Origin of the sequence: Rhodococcus sp. ZPP (genome assembly GCF_017656075.1) — a bacterium.
GTDB classification, from domain to species: domain Bacteria; phylum Actinomycetota; class Actinomycetes; order Mycobacteriales; family Mycobacteriaceae; genus Rhodococcus_F; species Rhodococcus_F oxybenzonivorans.
Map to the genome: position 1 here is coordinate 314,009 of NZ_CP058638.1, position 20,609 is coordinate 334,617.

The window sequence follows — 20,609 nt, forward strand, 5'->3', positions numbered from 1 at the left end:
CTAGCGGACGGACGGCTGCCGTTCCTCGCTGTCGTCCGGGTCGTTGCCATCGGGTCCGCTGATGGCATCACGCATCGGATCGGGTGTCGCGAGGCGCGGCCCGATCACCGCGAGCGCCTCCGGCGTCGTCATCGTCCAGTGCGTCGCGTCGACGGGGTGCTCGTGAATGCGGCCGCCGACGTGAGGCTTCCAGCACGTCACCGGATCGACGTGGAATCCGTCGTCCAGTGCAGCAGTGAAGAATACGAGGTCGCCGTCGAACATCCGCGGCTGGTGCCGATCGATCAGCTCCGGCGCCCGCTGCGCGTTTGCGTAGATACGGGCGAGTTGCGGCGCGGTGAGGCTCGCCAGCGGTCCCCCGATCGCCCCGAGGAGCGCTGCGGCTCGCTCTGCGTCGAATATGCCGTCCGCCGCGAGCTCGTCGAATCCGCCCGTCGTGGGCAGTTCGAGACCGAAGCCGCCCAGGAGGTCCGCCACGGTAGCGGGGTTCTCGGTGCTCGCACTGCGCTCGAGCCCGACGTAACTGTCGAGCATCCCGAGGAGTCGGACGATCTCGCCGGCCGCCTGCAGCTGCACGGCCATTTCCTGGGCGATCACCCCACCGAGGGACCATCCGAGCAGGTGATAGGGGCCGTGGGGCTGAATTGAGCGGATCTCGCGCACATACCGCGCGGCGAACTCGGTGATCGACGCGAGCGGCGCCTCGTCCTCGGTGAGTGCCGGGGACTGCAGCCCGTAGATCGGCCGATCCTGGGTCAGGTGCCCACTCAACCCGGCGTAACTCCACGCGAGCCCGATGAAGGGGTGAACGCAGAACAGCGGTTCCGCCGCTCCGCGGGTGCGGATCGGCAGGAGGACGTCGAGGGACGCACCGGTGTCGAGGACACCGTCCGCCGTCGACTTCGCGATCCGCTCCCCCAGCGACTGCGGCGTGGGGTCGGTGAACATCCACTGAAGCGGAAAGTCGCTTGCCAGTTCATCGGCGAGTGCGGAGGCGACACGGGTCGCGATCAGCGAGTTGCCGCCCAGATCGAAGAAGTTGTCCGTGCGGCCCACCCGTTCCAGGCCGAGCACTTCCTCGAAGACGCGGGCAACCATTTTCTCGGCCGCGGTGCGAGGCGCCGCGTATTCGACGGCAGCCGAGGACAGCTCCGGTAGGGGCAGCGCGGCGCGGTCGAGTTTGCCGTTCGGCGACAGCGGGAGGGCGCCGAGTTCGACGACGTGCGCCGGGATCATGTACGACGGGAGCCGCGCGGACAGGTGGGCGCGCACGTCGGGTGAACTCGGTGAGTGCCCTCGCACCAGGTACGCGATCAGTGCCTCGTCCCCACGGGAGTCGCGGTGCACGACCACCACCGCCTGGTTGACGTCCGGATGCGCTTCGAGGGCTGTTTCGATTTCGCCGAGTTCGATGCGCTGGCCGCGCAGCTTCACCTGGAAGTCGCTGCGGCCCAGATACTCCAGCGCTCCATCGCCCCGGCGTCGCACGAGGTCACCGGTCCGGTACATGCGTGCCCCCGGCGTGTAGGGGTTGGCGACGAAGCGGTCCGCCGACAGGTCCGGCCGCCGGAGATAGCCGCGCGCCAGCTGGTCTCCAGCCAGGTACAACTCCCCCACCACACCGTTGGGCACCGGATGCAACCGCGCATCGAGGACGTGGAGCTGAGTGTTCCACACAGGACGCCCGATGGGCACCGCGTGGAGGTCGGCGGCACTTGTGGCCCAGTAGGTTACGTCGACGGCCGCCTCCGTGGGGCCGTACAGATTGTGCAGGTCCGCCCCACTGACCGACCGGAACCGCTGCGCCTGCTCCGGGGTGAGAGCCTCACCCGAACAGAACACCAATCGTAGCGACTCACACTGGGCGGCAGAGGGTTCGGCGAGGAAGACGGAAAGCATCGACGGCACGAAGTGAATGGTCGTCACCTGCCGTTCCCGGACGAGCCTGGACAGATACCGCGGATCGCGGTGCCCGTCGGGTGCGGCGATCACCAGGCCGGCGCCCACCTGCAGCGGCCAGAACAATTCCCACACCGACACGTCGAACGTGACCGGTGTCTTCTGCAGAACGACGTCCTCGCTGGTGAGTCCGTATTCGTGCTGCATCCAGAGCAGCCGGTTCACGATCGCACCGTGGGTGACGGCGACGCCCTTGGGCCGGCCGGTCGATCCTGACGTGAAGATGACGTACGCGGTGTTCGCCGACGACAGCGGCGCCAGCCGTTCCCGGTCGGTGACGACGGCCCGGCTGTATCCGGTGAAATCCTCGGCGGCGATGTCGATGACCGGCACCGCGGTATCCACGGTCTCACCGTCGACGAGCACACACACCGGTGCCGCCGTCTCGAGCACCGAGGCCGTGCGTTCGGCCGGGTGATCGGGGTCGACGGGAAGGTAGGCGCCGCCGGCCTTTCCGACGGCGTAGATCGACACCAGCAATTCGACGGAGCGGCGCATGGCAACTGCGACCACCGATTCGGGGCCCACCCCCTGCTCGATCAGTCGGCGCGCGAGCGCGTTCGCGCGCGCGTCGAACTCGGCGTACGTCAACTCCTCCCCGTCGAAGACCAGGGCGGTCCGGTCCGGGGTGGCGGCGACCTGCCCACCGAAGAGCGACGGCAGGGTTCCCGCCAGGACGTCGTGCGACGTCGCGTTGGTGCCGACGATCTGCCTCCGTTCACCGGCGCCGAGGACGTCGATGTCGCCGACCGGAACACCCGGATCGTCGACGGCGGATGCCAGCACTTGCAGGAAGCGCTCACCGAAGACGTGCACGGTCGATTCGTCGAAGAGATCGCAGGCGTAGGTGAGCCGGGCGGTGATCCCGTCCGCGCGGCCGTCGGCGTCGACGCGTTCCATCAGCGTCAGCTGCAGATCGAACTTGGCCAGGTCGACGTCGAGGTCGACACCGCTCACCGCCAGATCCCCCAGCTCGAGGGTTTCCTGGTCGAGGTTCTGGAAGGTGAGCATCACCTGGAACAGCGGGTGCCGCCCGGTGGACCGCGCGGGATTGATCACTTCGACGAGACGCTCGAAGGGGACATCCGCGTGGGCGAATGCGGCCAGGTCGGTGTCGCGGATGTCTGCGACGAACTCGGCGAAGGTGCGTGCGCCGTCGACCTGCTGTCGCAACACCAGGGTGTTGACGAACATGCCGATCAGGTCGTCGAGTACGCGCTCGCCGCGGCCGGCGACCGGGGTGCCGATCGCGATGTCGCTCGTCCCGGCGAGCCGGCTCAGCAACACCGCGAGGGCCGAATGCACCACCATGAACAGGGTGGCGTTCGCGTCCCGCGCCGTCTGGTGGAGGCCGTGGTGCAGGGCGGCCGGAACGAGGAAGTCGATGCTCCGACCCCGGTACGACGACACAGCCGGACGTGGCCGGTCGGTGGGCAGATTCAGCTGGTCGGGGGCACCCGCCAGGGTGCGGGTCCAGAACGCCAACTGCTGCGCCGCCAGCGAGGTCGGATCCGACTCGTCGCCGAGCAGATCCCGCTGCCACAACGCGTAATCCGCGTACTGCACCGGCAGCGGCGACCACTGCGGTGCGGCACCCGCCGAGCGGGCCGCGTACGCCGTCATCACGTCCCGCACCATCGGTGCCATCGACCAGCCGTCGCCGGAGATGTGGTGCACGACGAGCGCCAGCACATGCTCGGTGTCGGACAACCGGAAGATTCGCACTCGAAACGGGACCTCGGCGGTGACGTCGAACCCGGTCGTGGCCACTGCGGCGATCAGCCCGGCCAGCTCCGTTGCGTCGGCGCTGACCACGGACAGTTCACCCCCGACCTGGTCGACGGGCAGGATCATCTGGTGCGGCCCTTCCGGGGAATCCGGATACACCGTCCGCAGCGACTCGTGGCGGCCGACGACGTCGGTGACCGCGTGTTGCAGCGCGTCCACGTCGAGCGACCCGGACAGGTGCACCGCCACCGGAATGTTGTCGGCGGCCGAGTCCGGGTCGAGCCGGTTGAGGAACCACATCCGGCGCTGCGCCGACGACAGCGGGATGCGTGCGGGGCGTTCGGCCGGTGCGAGGCGCGGACGGTCGGCGTCGGCGTTCTCCGTCGACTCGAGCAGCCTAGCGAGGCCGGCCACCGTCGGGGCCTCGAAGAGTGTGCGGATCTCTACCCGGCGTCCCAGGGTTTCGGACAGCCGCGCCACCACCCGGGTGGCGACCAGCGAGTTGCCGCCGAGTTCGAAGAAGCTCGCGTCGGCGCCGACGCGTTCGACCCCGAGCACGTCCCCGAATGCCGCGGCGACAGCGGCCTCCATATCCGTTTCCGGGGCCCGGTACTCGTCGTGCGCGGTCCCGAATTCCGGTACTGGCAGCGCCTTGCGGTCGAGTTTTCCGTTGGCGGTCAGGGGCAGGGCATCCAGGACGACGAGCGCCGCGGGCACCATGTAGCCCGGCACTCGACGGGCCACGTCCGCCAGCACGTCTGCGACGACGAGGGTCGCGCCATCCTCGGGCACGGCGTATCCGACCAGAGCCGTTCCGGTCGTCGGGTCCTGATGCGCGACGACGACGGCCTGCTGCACGCCGGGGCATCCGCTCAGCGCCGACTCGATCTCGCCGAGTTCGATCCGGAATCCGCGTACCTTCACCTGGAAGTCGGAGCGCTCGAGGTAGTCGAGCACGCCCTCGGTGCCGCGCAGGCGCCAGCGAACCACGTCACCGGTCCGGTACAACCGGGAGCCGGCCGCTCCGAACGGGTTGGCGACGAAACGCTCCGCGGTGAGCTCGGGCCGGGCGACATACCCGCGGGCCAGCTGGTCACCGGCGAGAAACAGCTCGCCGGCTACCCCGAGCGGAACCGGCTGCAGACGCCCATCCAGCACGAACGCCTGCGTGTTCCAGGCGGGGGTGCCGATGGGAACGCTGTCGCGATCGTCGACGCTGTGCTGCCAGGAGGTGACCGACACCGCGGCCTCGGTCGGCCCGTACAGGTTGTGCAGCGCAACGGCCGAGCCAAACGCGCTGCGGGAGCGGGCGGCGAGGTCGGGGGGCAGGGCCTCGCCGATGCACAGCACACGTCGCAGGGCAGGCTGCTGCGCCGCACCCGGTGTCGCAAGGAACGCCTCGAGCAAGGATGGAACGAAATGCGCTGCGGTGACCTGTTGTTCGCGCATGAGGTCGGCCAGATACGCCGGATCACGGTGGCCGTCCGGTCGGGCGATCACCAACCGCGCCCCCGAGACGAGCGGCCAGAACAGTTCCCACACCGAGAGGTCGAAGGTGACCGGTGTCTTCTGGACCACGGCGTCGGTGGTGTCGAGCGGGTACTGGTGCTGTTTCCACAGCAGCTGGTTCACGATGGCGGCATGGGGTACCGCAACACCCTTGGGTCGGCCGGTGGAGCCGGAGGTGAAGATGAGGTAGGCGGTGTTCTCCGGTCGCGGCGCCGCGAGGTTCGGCGCGTCGAACGCTATCGGCGTGTCGAGGAAGGACCCGTCGATCTCGATGGTGGGCACGCCGCCGGCGACGAAACCGTCCGAGGACGTCGTGAGAATGCAGACCGGTGCCGCGACGTCGAGAACGTAGGCGAGGCGGTCCGCGGGGTGGGTGAGGTCGATCGGCAGGTAGGCACCACCGGCGCGCAGGATGGCGTACATCCCGACCAGAAGTTCGACGGACCGGTTCATCGCCAGCCCCACCACCGATTCCGGGCCCACCCCACGATCGGCGAGGTTCCGGGCGAGCACGCCGACGCGGCGGTCGAACTCCGCATAGGTCACGTCGACGCCGTCGAAGGACAGCGCGACCGCGTCGGGTGTGCGCGCCACCTGCGCGGAGAACAGGTCGACCAGTGTGGCGGCCGGCAGTTCAGCGGCGGTGTCGTTGAATCCACCGAGAATTCGCACCTTCTCCGCGCCGTCGAGGAGGTCGATACCACCGACCACGACATCGGCATCTCCGGCGACCGATCCCAGAATCCGCAGGAACCGGTCCGCGAAGGACTGCACCGTCGACTCGTCGAACAAGTCGGTGGCATAGGTGAACTGCGCCTCGATCACGTCCGGGTTCCGATCGTGGTCGTAGGTTTCCGACAACGTCAGATGCAGATCGAAGTTGGAGATGGCACTCGGCACGTCGAGGCCCTCGACGTGCAGTCCGGGGAGTTCGAGGGCGGTCCGGGCGAGGTTCTGGAACGAGAACGCCACCTGGAACAGCGGGTGGTGCGCCCGGGTGCGGGCGGGGTTCAGCACCTCGACAAGCCGTTCGAACGGAATGTCGGCGTGCGCGAACGCGCCGAGGTCTGTTGCTCGTGCGGCAGCGAGATTGTCGGCGAACGAACCACCCAGCTCGACCGAGGTGCGCAGCACCAGCGTGTTGACGAACATCCCGACCAGCTCGTCGAGGAATTGGTCACCGCGCCCGGCGACAGGTGCGCCCACCGCGATGTCGGTGTCGTTGCTCAACCGCGCCAGCAGCACCGTGAGGGCGGTGTGCATGACCATGAACAGCGAGGCGTTCTGACGGCGTGCCACCGCGAGCAGCGCGGTGTGGGTGTCGGCATCGATCGTGAACGTGACGTGCGCGCCGCGATTCGACGCCACCGCGGGCCGGGGCCGGTCGGTCGGCAGCGAGAGCCGGTCCGGTATTCCCGCCAGCGCGGACTTCCAGTACGTAATCTGTTCTTTGGCAAGAGATTCGGGATCAGTCTCGTCGCCGAGCAGTTCCCGTTGCCACAGACTGTAGTCGGCGTATTGCACCTGCAACGGCGACCACTGGGGCACGTGCCCCTCGGCCCGTGCGGTGTAGGCCAGCATGACGTCCCGCGCGAGCGGTGCCAGCGACCATCCGTCACCGGAGATGTGATGAGCCACCATGACCAGGACGTGGTCGTCGGCGGCGACGCGGTAGATGCGGGCGCGCAGCGGCACCTCTGCGGTGACGTCGAATCCGGTCGTCACGAAGTCGATTACCCGCTCGAGCACGTCGTCGGGATGCTCGGAAATCGGGGTCAGATCGGGTACCGCGCCCACGTCGTCGACGACAACCTGATGTGGACCGGATTCGGAGTCGGGGTAGACGGTGCGCAGCGATTCGTGCCGGCCCACCAGATCGGCGACAGCGGCGCGTATCGCGGGTAGGTCGAACTCCCCCGTCAACCGCAGCGCGATCGGGAGGTTGTAGGCGGGCGACGCCGTGTCGAACTGGTTGATGAACCACATTCGCTGCTGGGCGAGTGACAGCGGAATGTGCTCAGGGCGGGGCCCGGCGACGAGCGGCGGGCGGCGCACACCCTGGCGGGCGGACTCGGTGAGACGGGCCGCGAGCGCCGCGACCGTCGGCGCTTCGAAGATCTCGCGGACGCCGACGTGCACGTCGAGAGCGGCGTTGATCCGCGACACCACCTGCGTGGCCAGCAGGGAGTTGCCGCCGAGGTCGAAGAATCCGTCGTGGATTCCCACTGCCGACAGCGCCAGGACCTCCGCGAAGACACCCGCGACGATCACTTCGAGCGGGTTGCGGGGCTCCTCGAAGGGGCGGTCCGCAGCGGCGAACACCGGCTCGGGCAGTGCAGCACGGTCCAGTTTGCCGGCGGGGGTGAGCGGCAGGGCGTCGAGGATCGTGATCGACGACGGAATCATGTACCCCGGCAGAGTTTCGCCGATGAACTTCGCCACCTCCACCCGGTCGACGTCCTCGCCGCTGAACGGCAGCACGTACGCGACGAGGGAGGTGTCCCCGTTGGGATGCTGGTGACCGATCGTGGTGGCGTACTCGAGCTGCGGGTGCGCGGTCAGCGCGGCGTCGATCTCGCCGAGTTCGATTCGGAAGCCCCGAATTTTCACCTGGTGGTCGGTACGGCCGACGAAGTCGAGAACCCGATCCTCGCGCCACCGGACGAGGTCGCCGGTGCGGTACATCAGTGCCCCGGGTTCGCCGAACGGGTCGGCCACGAACCGTTCGGCGGTGAGGCCCGGGCGGCCGAGATAGCCGCGGGCCAGGCTCGGCCCGCTGACATACAGCTCCCCGGGCACGCCCACCGGCACCGGACGCAGCCGCCCGTCGAGCACGAGTGCCTGCACGCCGCGACTGGGCCCGCCGATGGTGACCGGTTCGCCGGCCCGGAGCGGCGCGGTGATCGACGACATGATCGTCGCCTCGCTCGGCCCGTATGCGTTGACCATGCGACGCCCGGGAGCCCAGCGGGCCACCAACTCCGGGGGGCACACGTCGCCGGCCACCACCACGACAGCGAGGTCGTCGAGCCCGTGATGGTCGACGGAGGCGAGGGCCGCGGGCGTGGAGAACGCGTGGGTGACGTGTTCCGCGGCGAGAAGCTCCGCGAGTTCGGAGCCGCCGTAGATGGTCGGCGGCGCGACCACCAGGGTGGCGCCGGCGCTCAGCGCCATCAACATCTCGAACACCGAGGCGTCGAAGCTCGGGGACGCGAAGTGCAGGACGCGGGACCCGGACGTCACCGCGAGAAGCTCGCGTTCGTCGGTCACCAGGTTCACCAGGCCACGGTGGGTCACCGCGACTCCCTTGGGGCGCCCGGTGGACCCAGAGGTGTAGATCACGTACGCCACCTGGTCGGGCAGGATCGGCCGCATGCGGTCCCGGTTGGTGAGGGGCAGCCGTGATTCGTGGGTGCAGCGCTCCTCGAGCGCCGTGTCGTCGAGCAACAGCCACCGGATCGAATCCGGCAGGAGGTGGCGTTCCGCGGACACGGTGATGCCGACCATTGCGCCCGAGTCCTGCACCATGTGCCGAATCCGGTCCTCGGGGTAGCGGGGATCGATCGGCACGAAGGCGGCACCGGACTTCGCCACCGCCCAGACGGCCATCACCGATTCGGACGAGCGCGGCAGAGCCAGCGCCACCCGCGTTTCGGGTCCTACGCCCCGATCGACCAGAAGTCGGGCCAGCTGGTTCGACCGTTCGTCCAGATCGCGGTAGGACATGCTTCGGCCGTCGAAGACGACGGCCGGTTCGTCCGGAGCGGCGGCCACCGCGTCCGCGAGGATCTCGGTGAGCATCTGCACCGGGCGGGCGTCGGCGCCCCGAACCGGCGTCAGCGCCTCGTATTCGTCGTTTCCGAGTACGGGGATGTCCCCGACGGCGCGCTGCGGGTCGGCAACGACGGACTCGAAGATCCGCTGCAGCCGCAGTGTGTATTCCGCCGCGGTACCGGCATCGAAGATGTCTGTGGCATACACCAATTCGCCGTCGATGCCGGCGGGCTCCGCAGAGCCGTCGACCCGTTCGACGAGGGTGAAGTGCAGATCGAACTTGGCGATGTCCACGTCGACCGACAGCGGCGAGGCGGTGACGCCGTCGAGCTCGAGCCGGTCCAGGGACGGGGCCTGAACGCCCAGCGCCACCTGGAACAGCGGGTGATGGGAGGTGGAGCGAACGGGGCTCAGCACCTCGACCAGACGCTCGAATGGCAAGTCCGCGTGCGCGAACGCCTCCAGGTCGACGTCCCGTACCTGCCCGAGCAGCGACACGAACGAGGCCCCGGGGTCGAGCTCGGTGCGCAGAACGAGAGTGTTGACGAACATGCCGATGATGTCGTCGAGTTCCCGGCGACCGCGCCCGGCGACAGCGGTGCCGATCGGTATGTCGAAGGTGGTGCTGAGTCGGCTCAGCAGTACCGCGAGGGCGGCGTGCGCCACCATGAACAGACTCGCGCCGTGAGCCCGGGCCAGCTCCGCCAGGGCGCGATGGGTGTCCGGGGACAGCGAGAAACGCACGGCAGCACCGCGATGCGACGGAACCGCGGGCCGGGCCCGGTCGCGGGGCAGGAAAAGCTGGTCGGGCACATTGTCCAGCGCACGGGTCCAGTAACGCACCTGTTCGGCGGCGAGGCTCGCCGGGTCCGAATCATCGCCGAGCATTTGTCGCTGCCACAACGCGTAGTCGGCATACTGCACGGGCAGGGGTGCCCACAGGGGTTCCGATCCGGCGGCGCGGCTCGCGTATGCCGTCATCACATCGTTAATCAGCGGGTCCATCGAGGCGCCGTCGGCGGAGATGTGGTGCACGACGAGCGCGAGGACGTGTTCGGAGGCGCCGAGCGAATACACCCGCACTCGCACCGGCACCGCGTGCGACACGTCGAAACCGGTGAGCACGAACTCCGAGAGATCGTCGCGCAGGCAGGTCTCGGTCACTGGCACCGGGGTGAGGTCGTGGACGACGTCGCCGGATTCGAGGATCATCTGGTGCGGCCCGGCCGGCGAATCGGGGAACACGGTGCGCAGCGACTCGTGGCGGGCGATCAGGTCGTCGATCGCCGCCGCGAGCGCCGCCGTGTCCAGCGCCCCGCTCAACCGCACTACCGCGGGCAGGTTGTAGGCAGGTGAGGACGTGTCGAACTGGTTGAGGAACCACATCCGCTGCTGCGCCAGGGACAGCGGGATGCGGGCCGGGCGTTCCGTTGCGGTCAACGGCGCGGTGGCACTCGAGGGCACCTGCGCCGCGACCCGGCGGGCCAGCGCCTCCACCGTGGCGGCGTCGAACACGTCGCGGATGGCGATTCGCGTTCCGGTCGCCGCGCCGAGGCGGGTACTGAGCTTCGTGGCGGACAGCGAGTTGCCGCCCAGTGCGAAGAAGTTGTCGTGCACCCCGACGCGCGGCACATCCAGTAGGTCGGCGACGATGTCGGCGACGAGCCGTTCGGTCTCCGTTCGGGGAGCTGTGTAGTCGGCGGTCACCGCGAACACCGGTGCGGGCAGAGCGTTCCGGTCCACCTTGCCGTTGGGGGTGAGCGGCAGTGTGGTCAGCGGAATCAGCAGCGACGGAACCATATACGACGGCAGCGTCCCGGCGGCGTGGTCGCGGACCGCGTCGACGTCCAGGTCGATCCCGGCGCGAGGCACCACGTATCCGACGAGGTGATCGCCGGTGTGCGGGTCGCTGTGTGACACCACGACGGCCTGGAGCACGTCTTCGTGGCGCAGCAGGGTGGACACCACCTCGGCCAGTTCGATGCGGAAACCGCGCACCTTCACCTGGAAGTCGGTGCGTCCGAGGTATTCGAGCCGGCCTTCCCGCTTCCAGCGAACCAGATCGCCGGTGCGATACAGTCGCTCCCCGGCCGCCGAATAGGGGTCGGCGACAAAGCGTTCGGCAGTCAGGTCGGGGCGTCCGAGGTACCCGCGTGCAAGCTGCGCCCCGCCGAGATACAGCTCACCCGGCACACCGATGGGCACTGGACGCAGACGCTCGTCGAGAACGAGCGTGCTGGTGTTCCACACGGGCGAACCGATCGGCACCGTGTCGCCGTTGTCGGACCGGGCGGCGAAAGAGGCGGTGGTCACCGCCGCCTCAGTGGGGCCGTACGTGTTGTCGATCTCCGCCGGGTGCGCGGCCCGGAAATCGTCGACGGCTTCCGGGGACACCGCTTCTCCCCCGACGAGCACGTATCGCAGGGACGGCAGGTCCGCGAGGCCCGGTCCACCGGCCACGGCCGCGAGCATGGCGGGAACGAAATGGATGACGCTGACTTCGTGCTGCCGGATGACCGCCGTGAGGTAATCGGGGTCGCGATGCCCGTCGGGTTCGGCGATGACGAGCCGGGCGCCGGCGGCCAAGGGGGCGAAGCACTCCCACACCGATACGTCGAACGTGATCGGCGTCTTGAGTAGCAGGGTGTCGCCGCCGCCGATCTCGTAGTGGGCGCACAACCAGTCGAGCTGCCCGCTGATCGCCGCATGGCTGATGGCGACCCCCTTCGGGCGGCCGGTGGAACCGGAGGTGAAGAGGACGTAGGCGATGTTGTCGGGGCGGAGCGGCGCAATGCGCTCGTCCAGACGGATCGGCGCCGAGGCGAACTCGTGCGGGTCGAGGTGGTCGACGACGATCGCATCGATGCCGTACCGGCGTGCGGTGTCCCCGTCGTCGGAGAGTGCGCTCGTCGTCAGGAGCAGGCGGGCCCCGGACTGCTCGACGATGTCGTTGTTCCGCTGCGCCGGCTGGTCCGGGTCCAGTGGGGTGTACGCGCCGCCCGCCCTGATCACGGCGTGAATCGCGACGAGGAGGTCCAGAGACCGCGGAACTTCCACCGCGACAACGGTATCCGGCGCGACACCGGCGCCGATGAGCTTGCGGGCGAGCCGGTTCACCCGGGCATCGAAGTCGCGGTAGGTCAGTGCCGAATCACGCCAGTGCACGGCCGGCGCCTCGGGTGTGGTGCGGGCCTGCTCCTCGAGGAGGTCGACGAGCGTGCGGTGCCGGTGTTCCCGGACGGGACCGCGGGACCATTCGGTAAGGGCGGCACGTTGGTCGTCGCCGAGCAGGTCGAGGTCGCCGATCCGGGTGCGGGGACGGTGCGCCATCTCGGCGAGCACGCGGAGGAAGGCAGCACCGATCCGGTGGGCCGTCTCCTCATCGAAGAGGTCTCGCGCGTAGCCGAGCTCGAGGTCCAGACCGGTCGGCGTGCCGTCGTCGTCGTGCCGGGCGGCCAGAACGAAGTTGAGATCGAATTTGGCGACGGGCGAGTCGATGTCGAGTCCGGACACCTCGAGTCCCGGCAGTTCCAGCGTCGGGCGTTCGAGATTCTGCAGCGCGAGCGCCACCTGGAACAACGGGTGGAATGCCGTCGATCGGGTCGGGTTGATCACCTCGACCAGTTGCTCGAAGGGCACGTCGACGTGGGAGAACGCCTCCAAATCGACGCTCCGGACCTGGCCCAGGAGTTCAGCGACCGTGGCGTGCGGCCACACCTCGGTGCGCAACACCAGCGTGTTGACGAACATGCCGACGAGGGCGTCGAGCGCCTGCTCGCCACGTCCGGCCACCGAGGTGCCGATGGCGACGTCCGCGCCCGCACCGACCCGCGCCAGCAGGGCGGCGAGGCCGGTGTGGATCGCCATGAACAGGCTGGCATTGTGGGCCCGGGCCAGATCCAGCAGAGCGCGGTGGCTGTCGCTGTCGAGGGACAACCGCACGGTGCCGCCTCGGTTCGACGGAACGGGCGGCCTGGGCCGATCGGTCGGCAGCGCCAGGTGATCGGGCAGCCCGGCGAGCGTTGTCGTCCAGTACGCGAGCTGTCCGGCCGCCAGCGACTGCGGGTCGGCCGCGTCACCCAGCAGCGTCCGCTGCCACACCGCGTAATCCGCGTACTGCACGGGTAGCGGCGCCCACACCGGGGGCTGGCCCGCGGCGCGGGAGGCGTAGGCCGTCATGACGTCCGTGGCCAGGGGCACGAATGACCAGCCGTCGGCGGAGATGTGGTGCACGACGAACAGAAGGATGTGCTCGGAGCGGCTCTCGCGGAAGAGGTGCACGCGCAGCGGCGGCTCCGCGGTGACGTCGAAGCCGGTCGAGGCGTACCGCAGGACGGCGGTGGTCAGGTCTTCACCCGACAACCGCAGCGGGGTCAGGTCGAGCGGAATCGTGTCGACAGGGACGATGACCTGTTCCGCGCCGTCGTCGGTCGGCGGATACACGGTGCGGAGGGTCTCGTGACGGGCGAGGACGTCGGCGAGCGCCGCCCGCAGCGTGGCCACGTCGATTCGCCCGGACATGCGCAGGGCGAGGGGGATGTTGTACGCCGGGGAGGTGGGGTCGAACCGGTTGAGGAACCACATCCGCTGCTGCGCCGGTGACAACGGAACCTGCACCGGCCGCTCCGTCGCTACCAGCGCGGGGCGGTCGACGACGGCCCCGGACTCTGCGGCCGCTGTGAGCAGACGGACGGTCGGGTTGTCGAACAGGGTCCGGACCGCAATGCGGGTGCCCAGCGCCGAGCCGACACGCGAAACTACCTGGGTGGCGGACAGCGAGTTACCGCCGAGGTCGAAGAAGTTGTCGTCCAGGCTGATCGATGTCTCCCCCACCACGTCTGCGAACACCGCGGCGACGGCCTGCTGCTGGGGGGTCTCGGGCGCAGCGAAATCTCCCCGTCGGGTGAAGACGGGTGCGGGCAACGCGGCCCGGTCCAGTTTCCCGGCCGGGGTCAGCGGCAGCGTCTCGAGAACGACGATCGCCGACGGCACCATGTATCCCGGCAGACTTCGTCCGGCGAACGCAGTCAACACCGAGGGATCCACCACGGCGCCGGACGCCGGAAGCACATACGACACCAGCCGGGTCAGTCCCGCACCATCCTCGTGCCCGACGGTGTGCGCGAACTCCACCGCCTCGTGCCCCGACAGCACCGCGTCGATCTCGCCGAGCTCGATGCGGAACCCGCGAATCTTCACCTGGAAGTCGCTGCGCCCGAGGAATTCCAGGAGATCGGTACCGGCCGTGTCGCGCACCCACCGCACCACGTCACCGGTGCGGTACATCCGCCCGCCCGATCCCGACGGATCGGCCACGAACCGCTCGGCCGTCAGCCCGGCGCGGCCCACATATCCGCGGGCGACGCTCGGTCCCGACACGTACAGCTCGCCCCGCACCCCTCGCGGCACCGGACGCAACCGCGCGTCGAGCACCAGTACGTCCACCCCCACGGTCGGCGAGCCGACCGTCACCGGCTCCCCCGCCGCCAACGGCGACGTCGCCGACGACATGATCGTGGTCTCGCTGGGCCCGTAGGCGTTGACCATCCGCCGGCCCGGCGCCCACCGCGCCACCAGCTCCGGCGGGCACACGTCCCCCGCCACCACCACCGTCTCGAGGTGGTCGAGGCCGCGATGATCCACCGACGTCAATGCCGCCGGTGTGCAGAACGCATGCGTGATCCGATGCTCGGCCAGGAACTCTGCCAGTTCCGCACCACCGAAGATCGTCGGCGGCGCCACAACCATCCTCGCCCCAGCACCGATGGCCATCATCCATTCGAACACCGAGGCGTCGAAACTGGGGGACGCGAAATGGAGAGTCCGCGACCGCGGGGTCACGGACAGCCGATCACGCTCGTCGGCAACGAGATTGACGAGTCCGCGATGCGTGACCGCCACACCCTTCGGTCGTCCCGTCGACCCCGAGGTGTAGATCACGTACGCCGGATGGTCCACCGACAGCGCTGCCGCCCGGTCCGCATCCGTCACCGGCAGGCACGGATATCCCGCCAGCGCAGCCTGCACCTCGTCATCGTCGAGGACGATCCACTCCACACCGTCGGGCAGCGCCGCACGCACCGCCGTCGTGGTGATTCCCACCGGGGCACCGCAGTCGTCGAGCATGTGCCCGATCCGCTCGGCCGGATACCCCGGGTCCACCGGCACGAACGCCGCCCCGGTTTTCGCTATCGCCCAGACGCTCGACACCGATTCGAGCGAACGCGGCAGCGCCACCGCCACCGCCACCTCCGGGCCGACCTGAAGATCGATCAGGAGCCGCGCCAATTGTGTCGAGGATTCGTCCAGTTCGCGGTATGACAGCGACGCCCACACACCGGCCACCGACGGCCCGGTCACCGCCACACCTTCCGGGTTGCTCCGCACCGCTGCGGTGAGCAACCGCGGCAACGGCACCGGATCGAAACCCGCCCTGCCCGAGGCGGGCGTCAGGGCGGCGTGCTCGTCCGCTTCGAGAATGTCGACGTCGCCGACGACGACGTCCGGATCGGTGACGACTACGGCGAGAATCTGCTGGAATCGCCGCGCGAAGCCACGCACCGTGTGGGCGTCGAACAGTGCGGTGGCGTAGAGGAATTCCGCGCGGATACCGGACGGGGTACCGTCCGAGTCGATGTTCTCACCCAGGGTCAGCTGAAGGTCGATCTTGGCGACCCCCGGGTCGATGTCTTCGACCCCGACTCGCAGGCCCGGCAGGTCGAAGGTTCCGGTGGGCATCGGGCTCATCGACAGGGCGACCTGGTAGATCGGGTGATGGGCGGTGGTGCGGACGGGGGCGAGGACGTCGACGAGCCTCTCGAACGGAACGTCCGCCGAACCGAACGCCTCGAGGTCGGCATCCCGCACGCGGCCGAGATGTTCACGGAAAGTGTCGCCGCCGCGCAGGGCAGTCCGCAGGACGAGGGTGTTGACGAACATTCCGACGAGGTCGTCGAGGGCCCGCTCGCCCCGGCCGGCGATAGGACTTCCGATGACGACATCGTCGGTGGCGGACAAGCGTCCCAGCAGCAGGGCCAACGCAGCGTGCATCACCATGAAGGTGGTGGCCCCGTCCCGGCGAGCCAACCGGTCGATGCCGCGGTGGATAGCGGGGTCGATGTCGAAGGCGACCGTCGCCCCGGCGAACGTGGGTTGCGGCGGGCGAGGCCGGTCGAACGGAAGCCGGAGTTCGTCGGGAGCGCCGGCGAGGGTGTTCGTCCAGTACGCGAGTTGGGTCGACATCAGCGAACTGGGGTCGTCGTCGGTGCCGAGAACCGCTCGCTGCCACAGGGTGAAGTCGGCATACTGCACCGTCAGAGGCGCCCACTGCGGGAGGACACCGGCCGTGCGCGCCGCGTAGGCGGTCACGACATCGCGGCTGAGCGGTCCGAACGACCAGCCGTCGGACGCGATGTGGTGCAGGGACATGGCAAGTACGTGCTCGGTGGGTCCCGTGCGGACGAGGAGGGCACGAAGAGGAGTCTCGACCGTCACATCGAATCCCCGCGAGGCGAAGGCGATGATCCGGGCGCCGAGTTCGCCCTCGGTCGCGTCGACGGTCTCTACCGTGACGGCGGCATCGGCTGACGCGAGCACCACCTGTGCGGGTCCGTCCGGGGTGTCCGGGAACACGGTGCGCAGTGATTCGTGCCGCTCGATCACATCAGCGACCGCGGCGGTCAGGGCGCCGGTATCGATGACGCCGGACAGGCGTACCGCGAAGGGCAGGTTGTAGGCGGGTGAGGTGGTGTCGAACTGGTTGAGGAACCACATCCGCTGCTGCGCAAGCGAAAGCGGAATGTGCTCGGGGCGAGTCACCGCGGTCAGTGCCGGGCGGGGCCCACTGGGCACCGGCTGCGCCAAGCGCAGAGCCAACGCGGCCACGGTGGGGGCGTCGAAGACATCCCGGACCGACAGTCTGTTGCCGGACAGTTCCGTGAGCCGCGCCGCCACCCGCGTGACGGACAACGAGTTGCCGCCGAGGTCGAAGAAGTTGTCGTGCGCCCCGACCCGGTCGGCCTGGAGCACGTCGGCGAAAACGGCGGCCACCTGCCCCTCACCCGGAGTACGCGGTGGGGTGTATTCGGTTCCGGTAGTGGTGAATTCGGGTGCCGGGAGCGCTTTCCGGTCGAGCTTGCCGCTGGTATTGAGCGGGAACTCGTCCAGGACCACGAACGCGGACGGCACCATGTACGACGGCAACACCGCCGACGCATGAGCACGCACCACCGACACCTCGAGCGCGGACTCCGCCGTCACATACGCCACCAGATGATCACCGGTCACCGCGTCGGCATACACCGTCACCGCCGCCCCGGTCACCGCCGGATACGCCCGCAACACCGACTCGATCTCCCCCAGCTCGATCCGCTGACCACGGAACTTGACCTGGAAATCGGTGCGCCCGACATACTCGAGCACCCCGTCCCGACGCCGACGCACCAGATCCCCCGTCCGATACATCCGCGCACCCGGCACCCCGAACGGATTGGCCAGGAACCGATCCGACGTCAGATCGGCCCGCCCCACATACCCGCGAGCCAACTGCACACCCCCGAGATACAACTCCCCGCCACCCCCGCCGGCACCGGATGCAACCGGGAATCGAGCACATACGCCTGCGTATTCCACTCCGGAACACCGATCGGCACCGACACCGTGTCGGCGACCCCACACTCCCAGAACGTCACCGACACCGCAGCCTCGGTCGGACCATACAAATTATGCAACCGGGCCGACGTCACCGCCCGGAACCGGGCCACCGTCTCCGGCGGCAACGCCTCACCGATCGCGAACACATGCCGCAAACTCCGACAGGAACCCGCCGGCACCGCAGCGACGAACACATCGAGCATCGACGGCACGAAATCGGTGACCGTCACCCCCTGCTCATCGATCACCTGCGCCAGATACCCCGGATCCCGATGCCCGTCCGCGGTCGCCAACACCAACCTGGCACCGACCTGCAACGGCCAAAAATACCCCCACACCGACACATCGAACGTCGTTGCCGTCTTCTGCAACACCACATCCCGACCGGTCAACCCGTACTCGGCCTGCATCCACCGCAACTGATTCACGATGCCCGCATGCGGCACCGCCACACCCTTCGGCTTCCCCGTCGACCCCGACGTGAAGATCACATACGCCGGATTCTCCGGCCGCAACGGAACCACCCGCTCCGCATCCTTGACCGCCGCATCGGAGAAACCGGACACATCCACCTCGTCGATCGAGACCACCTCGACCCCCGCAGGCAACCCCACCCGATCCGCAACCGTGCTCAACACACACACCGGCCCAGCGGAGTCGAGCACATACCCGATCCGCTCGACCGGATGATCCGGATCGACCGGCACATACGCACCACCCGCCCCGAGCACCGCATACATCCCCACCACCAAATCCAGGGACCGCCGCATCGCCAACACCACCCGCGACTCCGGCCCCACCCCCAACCCGATCAGATACCGGGCCAACCGATTCGCCCGCGCACCCAACTCGGCATACGTCAACGACACACCCTCGAACACCACCGCCACCGCACCCGCAGACCGCACCACCCGATCCCCGAACAACTCCGGCAACGTCCCCGCCGGAACGTCCTGTGCCGTCGAGTTCCAGGCCTCCAACGCGGAGCGTTCGGCGGTGTCGAGCAGCGGGATGTCACCGACGCGCACCGTCGGGTTCGCGGCGACGGCACCGAGGATCCTGCTGAAGCGTTCGGCGATTGCCGCGGCCGTCGACTCGTCGAACAGGTCGGTCGCATACATCAGCTGGGCGGAGATGCCGTCCGGCAGCCCCTGCTCGTCGAACCGTTCGACGAGCGTGAAGTGCAGGTCGAACTTCGCGACATCGAGGGTCGCGTCGAGGCCGCGCAGTGTGAGACCGTCGAGTTCGCGCGTGGTCTGCTCGAGGTTCTGGAAGGTGAGCATCACCTGGAACAGTGGGTGGCGGGCGGTACTGCGGGTGGGACTGAGTATCTCGACCAGCCGCTCGAACGGCACGTCCGTGTGGGAGAACGCTTGCAGGTCCGCGTCTCGAACCCGGCCCAGGAGTTCGCGGAAGGTCGCCCCGGGATCGACCTCCGTGCGGAGGACGATCGTGTTGACGAACATGCCGACCAGGTCGTCGAGTTCACGTTCACCGCGGCCTGCAACCGGGGTGCCGATCGTGACGACCGGCGTCGCACTCGCACGACTGAGCAGGACGCTGAGCGCGGAGTGCACCACCATGAACAGCGTTGCCCGCTCGGACTGTGCGAGCGACGCCAGGGCCCGGTGCACGGACGCGTCGAGTGCGAGGTCGACGTGGCCCCCGCGATAGGACTGCTCAGCCGGCCGGGGCCGGTCGGCCGGAAGGGTAAGTTCGTCGGGCGCCCCGGCGAGTGTGGTCGTCCAATGGTTCAGCTGCTGTGCCGCGAGCGAGTCCGGGTCGGATTCGTCCCCGAGAAGTTCGCGTTGCCACAACGCGTAGTCGGCATACTGCACCGGCAACGGTGACCAGGTGGGCGGTTTCCCTTGTGTGCGTGCCGCGTACGCGGTCATCGTGTCGCGCACCATGGGCGCCATCGACCAGCCGTCGCCGGAAATATGATGAACGACCAGCGCGAGGACGTGCTCCTCGGCGTCGATCCGGAACAGGGCGACGCGGACAGGGAGGTCGGTCGTCACGTCGAAACCGGCACCGAGGAAGTCGGCAAGTTCGGTGTCGAGCCCGGTCTCGTCGACGACGGCGACCGGCAACTCGGGAGTTGCCGAGTCGGCGTCGAGGACGACCTGGTGCGGTCCGGTCTCCGAGTCCGGGAACACGGTGCGGAGGGTTTCGTGCCGCTCGATCACATCAGCGACCGCGGCGGTCAGGGCGCCGGTATCTATGACGCCGGACAGGCGTACCGCGACGGGCAGGTTGTAGGCGGGTGAGGTGGTGTCGAACTGGTTGAGGAACCACATCCGCTGCTGCGCCGGGGACAACGGAATCCGTTCCGGGCGTGGCCAGGGCATCAGCGCCGGACGGACCTCATCACCCGTCGTCCCCGACACCGTGGCCGCGAGTTCCGCCACGGTCGGCGCCTCGAAAAGGTCTCGCACCCCCAACGGCACTCCGAGTTCGGCGCGGATCCGGGATACCAGCTTGGTCGCGATGAGCGAGTTGCCGCCGAGGTCGAAGAAGTTGTCGTGCGCCCCGACCCGGTCGGCCTGGAGCACGTCGGCGAAAACGGCGGCCACCTGCCCCTCACCCGGAGTACGCGGTGGGGTGTATTCGGTTCCGGTAGTGGTGAATTCGGGTGCCGGGAGCGCTTTCCGGTCGAGCTTGCCGCTGGTATTGAGCGGGAACTCGTCCAGGACCACGAACGCGGACGGCACCATGTACGACGGCAACACCGCCGACGCATGAGCACGCACCACCGACACCTCGAGCGCGGACTCCGCCGTCACATACGCCACCAGATGATCACCGGTCACCGCGTCGGCATACACCGTCACCGCCGCCCCGGTCACCGCCGGATACGCCCGCAACACCGACTCGATCTCCCCCAGCTCGATCCGCTGACCACGGAACTTGACCTGGAAATCGGTGCGCCCGACATACTCGAGCACCCCGTCCCGACGCCGACGCACCAGATCCCCCGTCCGATA

2 protein-coding genes (1 of these 2 cut by a window edge) are annotated in these 20,609 nt (G+C 68.7%); both read right to left on the bottom strand.

The window, feature by feature from the left end; translation table 11 throughout:
- Entirely contained in the window at nt 1-17,520 is a 17,520-nt protein-coding gene (locus HYG77_RS39390) for a non-ribosomal peptide synthetase (protein WP_244373408.1), read from the bottom strand.
- Nucleotides 17,481-20,609 carry the end of a non-ribosomal peptide synthetase gene (locus HYG77_RS39395; RefSeq protein ID WP_244373410.1) on the bottom strand. The gene runs 8,901 nt beyond the window's last position, so only the last 3,129 of its 12,030 coding nucleotides appear in the window; its start codon lies off the right edge, out of view; it ends in the stop codon at nt 17,481-17,483. The genes HYG77_RS39390 and HYG77_RS39395 overlap by 40 nt, the downstream gene beginning before the upstream one ends.